This window comes from Hymenobacter cavernae (assembly GCF_014641455.1).
GTDB classification, from domain to species: Bacteria; Bacteroidota; Bacteroidia; order Cytophagales; family Hymenobacteraceae; genus Hymenobacter; species Hymenobacter cavernae.
Map to the genome: position 1 here is coordinate 850,180 of NZ_BMHT01000001.1, position 15,641 is coordinate 865,820.

Annotated in this window: 8 protein-coding genes; 6 read left to right on the forward strand and 2 right to left on the reverse strand. The window is 54.9% G+C overall.

All coding sequences use genetic code 11. From position 1 onward, the window contains the following. The first annotated feature begins 136 nt into the window (after positions 1-136). From ruvA to IEX74_RS03635, 5 genes are all read left to right on the forward strand, one after another. On the forward strand, positions 137-742 hold the full coding sequence (ruvA, locus tag IEX74_RS03615) for a Holliday junction branch migration protein RuvA (protein WP_188810995.1): 606 nt from the start codon (positions 137-139) through the stop codon (positions 740-742). Positions 743-775: 33 nt separating this feature from the next. Further along, positions 776-8,311 carry a T9SS outer membrane translocon Sov/SprA gene (gene sov, locus IEX74_RS03620; protein ID WP_229755101.1) on the forward strand — a complete coding sequence of 2,512 codons (7,536 nt, stop codon included), beginning with the start codon at positions 776-778 and terminating at the stop codon, positions 8,309-8,311. A 179-nt stretch (positions 8,312-8,490) separates the two neighbouring features. Beyond that, positions 8,491-8,871 carry a glycine cleavage system protein GcvH gene (gcvH, locus tag IEX74_RS03625; RefSeq protein ID WP_188810997.1) on the forward strand — a complete coding sequence of 127 codons (381 nt, stop codon included), beginning with the start codon at positions 8,491-8,493 and terminating at the stop codon, positions 8,869-8,871. Between the two features lie 12 nt (positions 8,872-8,883). Further along, positions 8,884-9,291 (forward strand): VanZ family protein, encoded by a 408-nt coding sequence (locus IEX74_RS03630; protein WP_188810999.1) that lies wholly within the window; start codon positions 8,884-8,886, stop codon positions 9,289-9,291. A gap of 26 nt (positions 9,292-9,317) precedes the next feature. Next, positions 9,318-10,616: a M28 family metallopeptidase gene (locus tag IEX74_RS03635; protein WP_188811001.1), complete on the forward strand. Its 1,299-nt coding sequence runs from the start codon at positions 9,318-9,320 to the stop codon at positions 10,614-10,616. Positions 10,617-10,765: 149 nt separating this feature from the next. On the opposite strand, the gene IEX74_RS03640 is transcribed toward IEX74_RS03635, so the two are convergent. Together IEX74_RS03640 and IEX74_RS03645 are read right to left on the reverse strand one after the other, a co-directional pair. Further along, on the reverse strand, positions 10,766-11,308 hold the full coding sequence (locus IEX74_RS03640) for a hypothetical protein (protein WP_188811003.1): 543 nt from the start codon (positions 11,306-11,308) through the stop codon (positions 10,766-10,768). 327 nt (positions 11,309-11,635) lie between these two features. Continuing rightward, on the reverse strand, positions 11,636-12,529 hold the full coding sequence (locus IEX74_RS03645) for a YicC/YloC family endoribonuclease (protein ID WP_188811005.1): 894 nt from the start codon (positions 12,527-12,529) through the stop codon (positions 11,636-11,638). A 242-nt stretch (positions 12,530-12,771) separates the two neighbouring features. Here IEX74_RS03645 and IEX74_RS03650 point away from each other — a divergent pair, with 242 nt between their 5' ends. Beyond that, positions 12,772-15,621, forward strand: a complete 2,850-nt coding sequence (locus tag IEX74_RS03650) for a TonB-dependent receptor (protein WP_188811007.1) — start codon at positions 12,772-12,774, stop codon at positions 15,619-15,621. Positions 15,622-15,641: the final 20 nt, after the last annotated feature.

Here is a 15,641-nt window from a genome sequence, read left to right on the forward strand (position 1 = left end):
GTAGACTATAACTAGAGCTTTTTTTGCTCAGTACTCCGATTTCACTAGCTTTATGAAGTGTTGATGAACTCAGCCGTGGCAGCACGGGCTGGCGGCTGAGTTCAGCACTTCTTACTGCTCTGCTGAAATCCCCTCTATGATTGCATACATCGACGGCAAACTGGCTTATAAGGACCCCGCACAAGCCATCTTAGACGTCAACGGCATTGGCTACGAAATCAAGATTTCGCTGGCTACCTACTCCAAGCTTCCCGCTGAAGAAGAGCGGATTAAGCTCTACACGTACCAGCATATCAAGGAAGACGCACACACCTTATACGGGTTTCTGGACCCGAACGAGCGTGCCTTGTTTATGCTCCTAATTTCGGTATCCGGTATCGGGCCGGGCACGGGCATCGTGATGGTTTCGTCGATGTCGGTGGGCGAAATCCGCCAGGCCATCGTGCAGGAAGACGTGCGCGCCATCCAGAGCATCAAAGGCGTGGGGCCTAAAACCGCGCAGCGCGTGGTGCTGGAGCTGCGCGACCGGTTACGCAAAGATGAATTATTAGCCAAAGCTGGCGTGGATACCGTTCCGCTGGCCCGGGCACACAATACCAACCGCGCCGAAGCGTTAGCCGCTTTAGTTACCCTAGGGTTTGCCCGCGCTGCTGCCGAGAAAACGCTGGACACTATCCAAAGCCGCCACGGTAACGACTTAGGCGTGGAGGCTCTCATCAAATTTGCGCTGAAATCCAATTAGAACTCTACTCGGCCCCGGCCTATTTCTTAGCTCTTGAATACCGGTAAGAAGTCTCTCGCCGCCCCTGTCGTTATTGTGGTGTCGTTGCTCGCCGCGTGGTGGTCCCAGGCTGCACCTACGGGAAACAACCCGTTTGCGTTGCATCAGCTGTGGGATTGGCTCCCGAAAGCAACCAACCCTTTAACCCAGGCGCCCGATACGCCCCGCACGACGCCGGCCGATACCAGCCGCTACCGCCCCAGCCGCCGGCCCAAAGTGGGCCCGCAGGATCGGATTGGTACGCCGTTTTCACCTCAGCGTCGTCGCTCGCCGCTGATTCTGCCCCTGCCGTCGAACGTGAAGATGGACGTCACTCCCGACGACAGTTTACAGTTCTACGACATCCGGGAGAAAATAGGTTCAGAAATCGACTACCGCGACCCTAGCATGATGTCGGCGCAGGAGTACGCGCGCTGGCAGCAGCAGCAAGCCATTCGCAATTACTTCCGCGAAAAATCGGCGGGTGGTGTGGCGGGCGAGACTGAAAGCCCAACTACCGCCAAGCGCCTGATTCCGAAGATCTACCTAGGTCCGATGGCCGACCGCATCTTTGGCGGCAGCTACGTCGATATCCGGCCTCAAGGCTCGGTGACGCTGCGCATGGGCGCGCAGTTTAACCGCAATTACAACCCCACGCTTACACTACGTCAGCAGAAAGTCGGCGACTTCCAGTACGACCAGAACATGAACCTCAACCTCACCGGCCAGATCGGGGAGAAACTGCGGCTCACGTTTAACTACGACACGAAGGCGGCCTTCGACTTCGAGAACAACATGAAGCTCGACTACACGGGCTTTGACACCGATATTATCCGCAAAGTCGAGCTAGGCAACGTTAGCCTGCCGCTGAACAACTCGCTGATTCAGGGCGGCCAGAACCTGTTTGGGGCTAAGGCGCAGCTTCAGTTTGGCCGCTTGTCGGTGACGACTGTGGCCTCTACCCTGCGCGGCCAGGCCGATGCCGTGGTGGTACAGAACGGCGCGCAGAGCCGCAACTTTGAGGTGAAAGCCAGCGCCTACGAATACAACCGCCACTTCTTCCTGTCGCAGTTCTTCCGCGACCGGTACGACGCGACGCTGCGTAGCTTGCCCACGGTGCAGAGCGGCATCGAAATTCGGCGCCTAGAAGTGTACGTGACTAACGATAACCGCAGCACCGAAAACCTGCGTAACGTCATAACCCTCATGGACCTAGCCGAGCCCACCAAGGTATACCGGCCGCAATTTCTGAAAGGCGGCGGCACGTCGGCCAGCACGGCCGTTGGCAATAATACCAACTTGGAGTTTTCGCGGGTAACCGCTGGGGGCAGCGCTGCCCGTGGCAACCTGACGGTTGATGGATACCTTCAGAACAGTCTGCAGCTGACGCGCAACGTGGACTACGAGCGGGTGCGCGCCCGGAAGCTTTCGCCCAACGAATACACCTTCAACCCGCAGCTCGGCTATCTGTCACTGACGACACAGCTGCTGCCCGAGCAGGTGTTGGGCGTATCGTACGAATACCTCTACCGCGGCAAGACCTACAAAGTGGGCGAGCTGACGGAAGATTACGCCAACGTAGATCAGGACGAGGTTATCTTCCTGAAGATGCTGAAGGCGACAAACCCTGGCGTGGGCCTGGCCGATCCGACTGTCAATCCGCAGAACCCGAACCTGGCGACGCGCAACCTGCCGACGTGGGATTTGATGATGAAAAACATCTACTCCCTGAACGCCAGCCAGCTTAACCGCGACAATTTCCGCCTCAACATCATCTACAAAGATGACCAGACCGGCGTCGACCTTATCTCGCTGAAAAACGGCGCCCGCGTGGCGAATATTCCGCTGGTTCAGGTATTTAACCTCGACAACGTAAACCCCAACAACGACCGCAACTCCGACGGCAACTTCGACTTCTTCCCCGGTATTACCATCGACCCCGAGCTAGGTCGCATCATCTTCCCGAACGTAGAGCCCTTCGGCAGCTACCTGCGGTCCAAGTTTGATGCACCTGCCGAGCAGGGCTTCATTGATCAATACGTTTATCAGGAGCTGTACAATCAGACGCAGAGCGATGCGCAACAGGTGCAGGTGAAGGATAAGTTCGTGCTGCGCGGCCGCTTTCAGGCGACGTCTACCGACGAAATCAACCTACCCGGCATTGGCGTGGCGCAAGGCTCCGTGCGCGTGATGTCGGGCAGCACGTTGCTGCAAGAAGGCGTAGATTACCAGGTTTTCTACGATCAGGCCAAAGTTAAGATCCTGAATCCTAGCTACCTGAACTCGGCTAATGCCCTGAACATCACCTTCGAGAAGAACGCGGTGGTGCAGGTACAGCCGCGCAAGCTGCTCGGAGCCCGCTTCGATTATCGCCTGAACCAGGATGTGAACTTCGGTGCTACGGTGCTGCACCTGACCGAAAACCAAGCGCCCGGTATCAACCGTGTGAATATCGGCGACGAGCCGGGCAACAACACCATGTACGGCCTCGACGTGAACATGCGGCGCGAGTCGCGGGCGCTGACCAAGTACCTCGATGCGCTGCCATTTATCTCCACCAAGGAGCCTTCGTCGGTAGCGTTCAGCGGCGAGTTTGCGCAGTTTGTGCCCGGAAAAACCAAGCTAGGTCGGGGCGAAAACGGCGTTTCATACATCGATGACTTTGAGAATGCCAGCACGCCGTACACGCTCGGCGGCACCAACGTGGCGACAGCTTGGCGTTTAGCAGCTACGCCCTCACCTTTAGTTGGCTCTGCAACGGGACGTGCCACGGCCTACAATCGGGCCAAGCTAGCCTGGTACACCATCGACCAGACTTACTACACCAACGGACCCAGCAAGCCGGCCGGCATCTCGGATTACTCCGCGACCAAGAACCACTACACGCGTGGCATTCTGCGCACCGAGGTGTTTCCGAACCGTGATGTAGGTGCTACTGGCAACGGCTACGAATACCCGCTGGACCTAGCTTATTACCCTAATGAGCGTGGGCAGTATAATTATAATCCGCAGGTAAGCAGTGATGGTAAATTTTTGAACGATGGGGTTAACAATGCGGTGAACCACTACGGCGGCATTAGCCGAGAAATCACCTTCGATACCGATTTCGACAACGCCAACGTAGAATTCTTAGAGTTCTGGTTACTGGATCCGTTCATTAAAGGCCCTAATGGCGTAATTGACGACTCAGAGCCTAATAATCCTTATAGTGGAAAGAACAATACAACCGGCGGTGACCTGTACCTGAACCTAGGTTCGGTTTCGGAAGATGCACTGCGGGATAACAGCCAGTACGAGTTTGAAAACGGCCTGCCTGACGGGACCGAAGCGGCACCCAGCGATGTTGTACGGCCTACTGATTGGGGCCGCGTAACACGCCAGCAGTTCCTGACTGATGCTTTCAGCACCGCACCTGGTGGCCGCACGGCGCAAGATGTTGGCCTGGATGGCTACGGTAACACAGATGAACAAAGATTTTTCCAAGGCGCCTACAGCCAATTTAATGACCCTTCGGCCGACGACTTCCGCCATCACTTGGATGATTCGTATGGCAGCACCCAGATCCTAGGTCGCTACAAGCAATACAACGGTATGGAGGGCAACTCGCGGGAGAACAGCCAGCAAAGCTCCACCGCCTACCCCGACAAGGAAGACCTGAACCGCGACAACGTGATTTCAGACACGGAACGCTACTACGAGTATCGCGTTCGGCTCCAGCCGGACCAACTACAGGTGGGCCAGAACTACATTGTGGACAAAGTCACAGCGTCCCTCAACGGCACGAGGGGTGACTCAGTAAACTGGTATCAGTTTCGGATTCCGATTCGTCAGTACTCGGCGGTTCGGGGCAATAACAACCAGGAGTTTGGGTTCAAATCCATTCGCTTCCTGCGCATGTACCTCACGCAGTGGCAGCAGCCCGTGGTGCTGCGTATGCTGCAAATGCAGTTCATTGCCAACCAATGGCGTCGCTTCCAGACGGTTATTGGCCAACCCGGCCAAACCTACGTGAACACCACCACCGATGCCGACGCATTCAATATCTCCACCGTGAGCCTGGAAGCGAATGGAACAGCCTTCGTGACACCTGGTACTTCCAGCGCTATTCCGTATGTATTGCCGCGAAACATTCAGCGCGACCGAGAATACGGCTCTACCACCACCAGTCGCCAGCAGAACGAACAGTCGCTGCGCCTGTGCGTGGATGGACTGCGCGATGGTTTCAGCAAAGCCGCTTACAAGAACACCAGCATCAACATGCTACGCTACAAGCAGCTGCGCATGTTCCTGCACGCCGAAAGCGAAGACCAGAACATAAAGGATGGCGATGTTCGGGGCTTTGTTCGTATTGGCACCGACTATACTCAGAACTACTACGAGTACTCGCTGCCGCTGAAAATCACCAGGCCAACTGAGCCCCAAACAGATCAGTATATCTGGCCTGAAGAGAACGAAATCCAGATTAGCTTCAAGGATTTCATTGATGCAAAAGCGGAGCGTAACCAAAAAGGTTGGCCCTACACAATTCCCTACGTGAAAACGGTTACAGCACAGAATAATGTTGTGGCCCAAATTACCATCCTAGGTAACCCCGACTTCAGCGCCGTGCAGGGCGTGATGATTGGGGTGCAGAACCCGGTAGATGATAAGGCACCGAAGTCGCTGTGCATCTGGGCCGACGAATTCCGTGTGTACGACTTCGACCGGGAAGGCGGCTTCGCGGCCACGGCTCGCTTCAACACCAAGCTGGCCGACGTCGCCAACATCACGGCCACTGGCAGCTACACGTCGGTTGGGTTCGGCGGCTTGCAATCCAAGCTGGTTGACCGCACGACCAGCAGCATCACCCGCGGCGACCTGAACGCTACCGTGGCCGCCGACAAGTTTTTGCCCGCCAGCCTAGGTTTGCGCGTGCCGGTGTTGGTGCAGGCTGGCATCGAAACGGCCGCGCCGAAGTACGACCCACTCGACCCTGACACGGAGCTGAGCCAGTCGCTGCAAAAGTTCGAGAATGCCGCCGAACGAAATGCTTATAAAAAGGAGGTCATTTCGCAAACCCGAAGTCGGAGCATCAGCGTGCTGAACGTGCACAAAGAGCGCGTGAATCCGGAGAAGAAGGTGATGCCCTACGACATCGAGAACTTCGCCCTGAGCTACGCCCTCACCGAGCGCACGCACACCGATATCAACACCGACCGCGACTATACCAAAACGTACACTGGCGCCTTGGCTTACACCTACCAGACCACGCCCAAGAGCTACTCGCCCTTGGCAAAGGTGAAGCTGCTGGATAATCCGTACCTGAAGATTTTCCAGGATATCAACTTCACGCCGCTACCTAGCCGCTTCTCCTTCCGCGCCGACCTCGACCGGCGCTACAACGAGCTGCTGCTGCAACGGGTGCTGGAAGTGGGCCAATTGCCGACCACAGCGGGCATTGCCGGCGTGTACCAGAAGAGCTTCTTCTTCAACCGCATCTACGACCTGAAGTGGGACCTGACCAAGAGCCTGATCCTCGATTATACCGCCCAGAACCGCGGCGTGATAGACGAAGGCGCTGGCCCAACGCTCGGCAACGACGCTGTGTCGCAGCAGAACCGACAGCTGCTGCGCGACAATCTGTTCCGCCGCGGTGGTCGCACGACCAACTTCAACCAGACGGTAGCGGCGACGTACCGTCTGCCGCTGGACAAGTTCCCGCTCACTGATTGGATATCGTCCGACATCCGCTACCAGGCCAACTACAGCTGGCAGGCTGCTTCTACCGCGTTGCGCGCACCCGTGAATCCGGCGAACCTCGACGATACCACTTCGGTGCGCCTGAACCTAGGTAACACCATTCAGAACAACCGGGAAATCAGTGCCAATGGCAAGATTGACCTGGTGAAGCTCTATAATAAGGTGCGCTTCCTGAACATCATCAACAATGCGCCCGCACCCGGCAAGCCGATTGGTGGTGCCGCGCAGGATCGGCCGGTTGGGCCACAGGCATTGGGCAGCGCCAACGCGGCACCGAAGGACACGACCAAAGCGCAGCTCCGTGCCTTGAAAGCCGTGCTTCGCTCCCTGATGACGGCCCGTTCCATCAACTTCACCTACGCTCGCAGCAACGGCACGTTGCTGCCCGGCTACCTGCCGAACACGCGCTTCTTCGGCTTCAATAGCGACTGGAACGCGCCGGGCCTGCCGTTCATCCTAGGTCAGCAGTTTGAGCTTGACGACTTGTATCAGCGGGCAGCCAGGAATGGTTGGTACACCCAGCGCAGCGACCTGCTCAACACCCCGCTCAGCTCCTTGCTAACAGAAAACCTGACGCTGCGCACGGCGTTGGAGCCTTTCCGCGACTTCAACATCCAGATTGATGCCCGTCAGCAACTGGTACGTAGCCGCGAGGCTTTCTACCGTTTGGCAGTTGACACCACGACGCTGCTGCCATTCAATCTTGATAGTCTTCAGAACCCTCAGCAGCTAGGTACTGGCTCATTCAGCAGCTCGTTCATCACCATCCAGACGTTATTTGGCGACCGAAGCGCCAATGGAAACATCTCCAAAGCCTTCAATCGATTCGTTGCTAACCGCGCTATTGTGCGCGACCGACTGGCAGCCGCCAACCCTCGCTCGGCCGAGAACAACCTGAGTGGAGACAATCCTAGCTACGGCACAAACCCCACCTACGGTTATAACTCGCAGGATGTGTTGCTGCCTGCCTTCCTTGATGCGTACCGCGGAAAGACCTCCGACGGCTACAAGGCAACGCTGTACAAGTCGTTTACGGACATCCTCAAGATGGTACCGTTGCCCAACTGGCGCATCGACTACAACGGCTTGGCGGAAATACCGTTCATCAAGCGCTACTTCCGGAGCATTACACTGAACCACGCTTACTCCTCGGTTTATAGCGTAGCCAACTACAACACGGCTGCGCAGTATGCCACTCCTAGCCCGCCCAAGTCGCTCAGCGACATCACGCAGATCAACGCCAGCGGGCAGTTCATTCCGTACTACGTCATTGGGCAGGTTACTATTTCCGAGCAGTTGGCGCCGCTTATCGGCCTCAACTTCACGACGGTAGACAAGCTGACGGGCCGGATCGAATACCGCACCTCGCGCAACATCGGCCTGAACACCACCAACGCCCAGGTAACCGAGCTGTACACGACGGAATCGGTGATTGGTCTAGGTTTCGTGACCAACCGTCTGAAGCTGCCTTTCCGCGTGGGTGGCGAGCAACGGGTTCTGCGCAACGAACTGAACGCCCGCCTCGACCTGGCCATCCGCGACAATACCACCATTCAGCGGAGCATTGAGGATATCGTAAACCCTGATCAGGCAACGCTCGATGCACCTAGGTCTGCTGGTCGGGCCGTGAGTCAGACCACCAACGGCAACCGCCAGGTGCAGCTCCGCCCTACGATTGACTACACGCTCAACCAGCGCCTGAACCTGCAATTTTACTTCACGCGCACGGTTTCGGAACCTAGAGTGAGCAACTCATTTAAGAACACCGCGACCGAGGGCGGCATCCAGCTCCGCTACAGCCTGTCGCAGTAACGGTGAGCTGGTGAGTAGTGAAATGGTGCGTTGTTGTTCCATCTGTCAGAACAACAACGCACCATTTCACTATCTCGCTATTTCACTACTCTCTAAATCACCTTTTCCGCTTATTTTTGGGGCGCTGGCGTTGTGCTGAACCGCAGCTCACCAAATCACCATTTCACTATTTCACTTATATGAATCTGCCTACCGAACTGAAATACACGAAAGAGCACGAATGGGTCCGCGTAGAGGGCGACGTCGCTTATATCGGCATCACCGACCACGCCCAGAAAGAGCTAGGCGACATTGTGTATGTCGATATCGATACGCTCGACAAGGAGGTAGCGCAGAACGAAGTGTTTGGTACGGTGGAGGCCGTAAAAACCGTTTCGGATCTGTTTAGCCCCATTACTGGCACCGTGCTGGAGGTGAATGCGCACCTGGACGGCAGCCCCGAGTCGGTAAACTCCGACCCATATGGCGACGGCTGGATGATCAAGATGTCCGTTGCCAACACGTCGGAGTTGGAGGGCTTGCTGACGGCCGAAGCCTATGGCGAGCTGATTGGAGCCTAGGTTGATTAACTGATGCTCACTACTACTGCACCGCCCACGTCCCGCCGAGCCTTTGTTGCCCTGCCGGTGGCGTGGGCGGTCATTGTTTTGGTGCTGACGCTCACGCCTGCCAACGAAATGCCCCGGACACCGGAGTGGGAGCTGCTGTCCTTCGACACGGCGGCGCACGCGGCGGTGTTTTTCCTGCTGGCCGTTCTCACCTGTTTTTCGACCGGGCGCCAACGGCGTTTTCCGGCGTTGCGCACCCACGCTTTCTGGCTCGTGCTGGTCGGCTGCGTAACTTTTGGGGCGCTCATCGAAGTACTGCAAATGACCATGAACCTAGGTCGGCACGGCGAATGGTCGGACCTGATCAGTGATTCTATTGGCGCCATCCTAGGTTTGCTGGGTATGGCACTGCTGCGCCGTTGGTGGCAATAAACCAACCATTTATAGGCTGGCTGCTGATGAGGTTTCGTACGGTTCGCTCTCTGCACACGCTACCTTGGCTCGCTTGGCTGACCTTCAATTCCACGCCGGCAGCCGGGCAGGATATGGCGCGGGTTCGTCAGACCATCGGCACCCTAGCCGCACCCGCGATGCACGGCCGCGGCTACGTGCGCCAAGGCGACCAGCAAGCCGCCCGCTATCTGCGCAAGCGTTTTCAGGACCTAGGTTTACAACCTCTGGCTCCCGCCTACAGCCAGCCTTTTACATTACCCGTCAATACTTTTCCGGGTCAACTCAGCCTTCAATGCGGCAGTGTGCGGCTGAAACCCGGCGTCGATTTTATTGCGGAGCCCGCCTCTGGTGGTGGCTCACTCACTACACTGGCTTTACCGCTCGATACGCTCGCTTTCACCGACGAAGCCGTTAAGCAGCAGTTTCTAAATCAACCGCTGCAAGATCGGGTGGTTGTACTACACCAGCGCAACCTGGCGCGACTGCAACGCTTCCCTGACCTGGCTCGGCACCTAGATGAAGCGCGGACGCGTATTACGCTGGTTGACAACAAGCTTACGGCTTCTATCGCGCAGGAACAGGCTTCCCAGATTCGGCTGCAAGTACTTGCCAGCAAATGGCCCGCTTCGGAAAAGGCTCACGTACAACTAAAGGTTGAGGCCAAGCTACAGCCTGCTTACACCACCCGGAACCTGATCGGCTATGTGTGCGGCCGCGTGCAGCCCGATTCCTTTCTGGTCATCACGGCCCACTACGACCACCTAGGTCAGATGGGACGCCGCGCGTATTTCCCCGGCGCTAACGACAATGCCAGCGGCACGGCCATGCTGCTGGAACTGGCCGCGCACTACTCGCTGCCCGCTAACCGACCCGCGTACTCGGTTGTGTTTATCCTGTTTGGTGCCGAGGAAGCTGGTTTACTTGGCTCGCAGTACTTCACCGAGCATCCGCTTTTTCCGCTGACCCGCATCCGTTTTCTGGTTAACCTAGATCTGCTAGGCACCGGCGAGGAAGGTCTTACCGTTGTAAACGGCCGCCTGCTGGAGCCCACTTTCCAGCGCCTCACCCAACTTAATGACACTGGCCACTTTGTGCCTCAGCTAGCGGCGCGTGGCCGTGCCGCCAACTCCGACCACTTTCCATTTTCCGAGCGTGGGGTTCCGGCTTTCTTCTTCTATACCCGCGGTGGCATCACTGCCTACCACGATATCTACGACCGCGCCGAAACGCTGCCGCTCACAGCGTTCACCGGCGTTTTTCAGCTCCTGACTGCTTTCCTAGCTAGCTTCGGACCTGAGAAATAGCAGAGGCTAGCTTGAAGGGCGTTTTCAGCACACCCAAGCTAGCTTCAAGGAGCAAGGTTCCACAAGCACTATCTATCAAAAGCAACAACCCCAGATAGCTTCTTGCGAGGCTGTCCGGGGTTGCAGTTGTTCCAACAGGAACGTATCGATTAATGCTGATCGTTGGTTCTGAACGAGCCCATGATCTGCTTGGCAATTGCTTCCCACTCTGGCTTCTGACGGTCGGCGCAAGTGAAGTTGCACAGCAGCAGCTTGTCTTCTACATCGGTGAAGAACACCAGGTTGTACACTTCGTGACCTAGCTCAGGCTTCATTAGCTCCATGTAGCCCACTTTGCGGCCGTTGATTTCTTTCACACCGTTGGAGAACCACTTGGCACCTTTGAACTGCTTGGTGTAGGTCTTGTAGAAGTTATCGGCGTACATCTGGATCATGTCCTGGTCAGCGGCCGTCTCCGTGTACGTGAAAGCAATGCTAGCTTCATTGCTATTGGTGTAGATAACGCTCGGACGGCTCTGCGCTTTCGCGTAGTTGAAATCCATCTGCTGCTCACTCATCACCTCAAATCCTTTAGGAATCAGGATTTCTACTCGCTCGCTCAGAACGCGCTTCTTAATGAGCTCAATTTCAGAGCGAAATGCCATCAACGATAGCATCAAAAACAAAGCGGGAAGTAGTAATACTTTTTTCATAGCACTAACCGGAGAAAGGTGATATTTCATTTTTGAACAGTTTCCAGACGCAGCCAAGTGCCTTTGTTTGGATAACACAATTTACGTACAAAAATACTACTTACAAGCACTATACCAAAAATTACTTCAATGATAAAATAGGAAATGGTTAATACTACTATAACTAATTGATTTACAGTAAATATCTCTACTACACAAAATTAATACATTGTCAATGGCTTAGTTTTATTCTAAAACATGAATTATATAAAAGATTACTAATATCAAACATTATCTTACAATAGTTCAAATTTTAAACCTTGAACTATTTCGATTTGGTTTGAGAGGTCATAGAATATTGTTAATCTGTTCTTTTATCTTTTCCAACTCCTCCTTCATTCCGACCACGAGGTGTTGAATAGTTGAATCATTCGCTTTGGACCCGATGGTGTTAATCTCGCGGCCAATTTCCTGGGCAATGAATGCCAACTTCTTGCCAGCTGACTCCGGTAGTTGGGTAGTTTCGGCGAAGTAGTTTAAATGACTAGCCAGCCGTACCTTTTCCTCGGCGATGTCCAGCTTCTCTATATAGTAAAGGAGTTCTTGCTCAAAGCGGCTGGGGTTGAACTGTTCGCTGGTGGTAAGTTCCCCCAAGTGCTGTTGCAAACGCTGTCTTACTTGCTCAATGCGCGCGGGGTCGTGGCGGCTAGTTTCGGCTAGCTGTGTCCGGATGGTGTTCACATAGCTCAGAATCTCAGTGGTTAGCGTTTGTCCTTCATCCTGCCGGAACTGATTTACCCGCTCCAGAGCCTCTTGGAGCAGTGGGAGCAGTTCTTCCCAGGATACTTCCTCCTCAACATCAGCAGTTGGCATTTCAGCCGGAGACTGCACCACACCCGGCAGCCCTAGAGCTAGAGCAAACAGCTGTTCTTTGGGAGCTCCCACTAAGTCGGCTGCTTTTTCCAGCTCGCGATAAGTGGCAAGCAGCACTTCCTGGTTGATGGCAGCCCCGGCACGAGCAGTATTGCGCGGGCGCACAAAATCGAAGCTCAGATTGACTTTCCCCCGCACCAGACTTTTGGTAATCAGGTTGCGAATTTCAAGCTCACGATCCTGTAGGAAGCGAGGCAGGCGCAAGCTTAAATCCAATGTTTTCGAGTTCAGAGATTTGATTTCGACCGTAGCCGAATAATGGTCGGTTTCGCGATGAGCGATACCGTAGCCAGTCATGGATTGGAGCATGGGGCAATGACTAAAGAAACGAAAATGAGCAAAAAGAAGCCCAATCTAAGAACTGGACTCAACAAGCTAGGTACTGACAGGAGATGAGACAGTTACAAAGCCATAGAAGCAACAAAGCAACAACTACCTCTTACTTAAGCGTCATAGCAGAGTAGCAGTTAAAAGCGGAGTGAGGCAGGTAATGATTACATAACACAGGGGAAATAATGAGCTAATGGGCTTGCGGTACTTTTGTTGCCGATATGGGAAACATCTACTTCAAAACCGCTTTTGTCTTATTTTTCCTTTGTCTTTTTACTGCTGCTCAAGGGTTTGCTCAGAAAGGCATTATTAAGGGAAAAGTTACGGATGCGAGCACGCAGGAGGCCATTGTAGGCAGTACGGTGCGGCTCGATGGAACGACGCTTGGTCAGCAAACGGATCCGGATGGCAACTACACCATCACCGATGTGCCTGCGGGTCAGTATACGGTTATCATATCGTCAGTTTCGTACCAGAACCGCACGCTGCCGCAAGTTGTTGTGACGGCCGGTAAAACTACGGTCCTGAACTCCACGCTCAAAACCGACAGCAAACAGCTTAACGACGTAGTCGTGACCGGCGTACGGCGCACGAATACGGAAGTGTCCGTTATCAACGAAATTCGGCAGGCCAATGTGGTCGTCAGCGGCGTTTCGTCGGAGCAGATCGTAAAAACCCAGGACCGCGATGCCGGCGAAGTAGTGCGCCGCATACCTGGCGTGACAATCGTCGACAACCGCTTTATCCAGGTGCGGGGCCTCAGCGACCGGTATAATAATGTGTGGCTCAACGACGTGACGGCACCTAGCTCAGAAACGGACCGCAAATCGTTTTCCTTCGACATTATACCTAGCTCCCTACTCGATCGGGTACTGATATTTAAAGATCCATCGCCCGAGTTGCCCGGCGACTTTGCCGGTGGCTTGGTGAAGGTGTACCTGCGCAAGCCGGTGTACAATGAGCGCGTGCTGAACATCAACTACGTTGCCGGTTACCGCGATGGCACCACCGGCAACGACTTCTATACCGATAAAGCTCAAGCTGGTGATGCTTTTGGCTTCGGTGCTCGTAAGCGCGAGTACCCCCGCGGCTTCCCGACGCTGACTACCGCCTACCAGCAGTACGAACGTGATTTCTACGCCAAGCAGTTGGAGAATACCTTCGGCATGTACCGGATGAAGGCCATGCCCGACATGCGCTTGAACTTGTCGTATTTCGACCAAATCAAGATTGGGGACCGAGAAATCGGGAGCGTGTCGTCGCTGAACTACACCAACACATTCACCCGCTTCAACATCGACCGCAGCCTGTCCGATGTATCGGGTGCCCGCACCGACCAATTCAAAGACGACCAGTCGACCCAAAACATTCGCTTGGGTGCCATCCAAAACTTCAGCTACGTACTGGACAATGGTGACCGACTGGAATTCCGCAACTTGTTCAACCAACAGTCGCGCAACCAGCAGGTAACACGTCAAGGTTTTTCGAATGAGGGTGCTCTAACGCGCCGCAGCTACTTGATGGGTTATCAAGGCCGCACAACTTACTCCGGCCAGTTTGCGGGTACGCACAGCTTCAACAAGGAAAAAACACACTTTGACTGGGTAGGTGGCTATGGCTACTCCAACCGGAATGAGCCCGATCTGCGCCGTCTCTCGTACTCTGTAACTCCGGCTAGCACCGATGGCACACCCGAAACACAAACTGCACTGACCCCAGCTGCGGGTGGTGTCGATGTGAACAACGCGGGTCGCTTGTACCAGAATCTCGACGAGCACATCTTCACGATCAACGCCAATGTGAAGCACAAGGTGAACGTGGCCGAACGGGACGTAGAAATAGGAGCTGGTACGTACCTAGAGTATCGTCGTCGTCACTTCAACGCTCGCGCCTTTGGTTACTCCTTAAACCAGGGCAGCGACCCACGTCTACTCAACGAGGACGTAGGCAACATCTTCGCTCCCGAGAACATTGCCAAAAATGGTTTTCGCGTCGACGAGGACGTAAACTCGACCTATCGCTACGGAGCTTCCAACGAACTAGAAGCCGCTTACCTGAGCTTCAATATTCCCTTCACGAGCAAGTTGAAGTTGCTCACTGGCGCTCGCTATGAGCGCAACGTTCAGAAGATTGCCACCGGCATCAACGGCGTACCAGTTAACCTAGATGTACCGACCAACTTCGTACTGCCTTCGGCTAACCTAAGCTACAACTTCACGGAGCGCAGCCTGGTTCGCGCTTCCTACGGCCGCAGCCTCAACCGCCCTGAGTTCCGCGAAGCCGCGCCCTTCTACTACTACGACTTCGATTTCAACGTCCTGAACCTAGGTTCGCTGTACGTGAATCCTAATACGCCGCTGAAGGTCGCTACCATCGATAATTTCGACCTGCGTTACGAGTTCTATCCTTCGACCGGTGAGCTCATTCACGTGGGAGCTTTCTACAAAAACTTCAAAAATCCGATTGAAAACTCGGTGGTACTGACCACCAACTTAGTCTATACCTTCCTGAATGCTCCCAGCGCCAACGCATACGGAGTAGAGGTAGACGTAAAAAAGAGTCTAGGCTTTCTGGATGATGCTTTTGGCACGGGCGCCTTCAAGAATATCTCGGCGGTGTTTAACGGTGCATTGATTAAGAGCGAAGTGAAGCTCGGCGACAACTTCGTATCCTGGAACGGCAACCGGGCCCTGCAAGGCCAGTCGCCGTACACCTTCAACGCCGGTTTCTACTACCAAACGCCCGAAAATACCTGGCAGATCACGGCCCTCTACAACGTGTTCGGCCCGCGCATCGTGTTTGCCGGTAGCAACGATTACCCCGACGTAGTAGAGCTGCCTCGTCACACGGTCGACCTGTCGCTGGCCAAAACGGTATCGAGCCGTTTGTCGATCAACGCGGGCATTCAGGACCTGCTAAACCAGAAAGTAAACCTGGTGCAGGACTACAACCGCGACGGTAAGTATCAGTCCAGCGACCCATCGCTGCAAGGCTACCGCCGCGGCACTTACTACACCCTAGGTCTGCGCTTCAACATTGAGCCCCGCACGGCTAGCGTCCCGGTGCCCTAATAACCTAGGGTCGCTTTTCT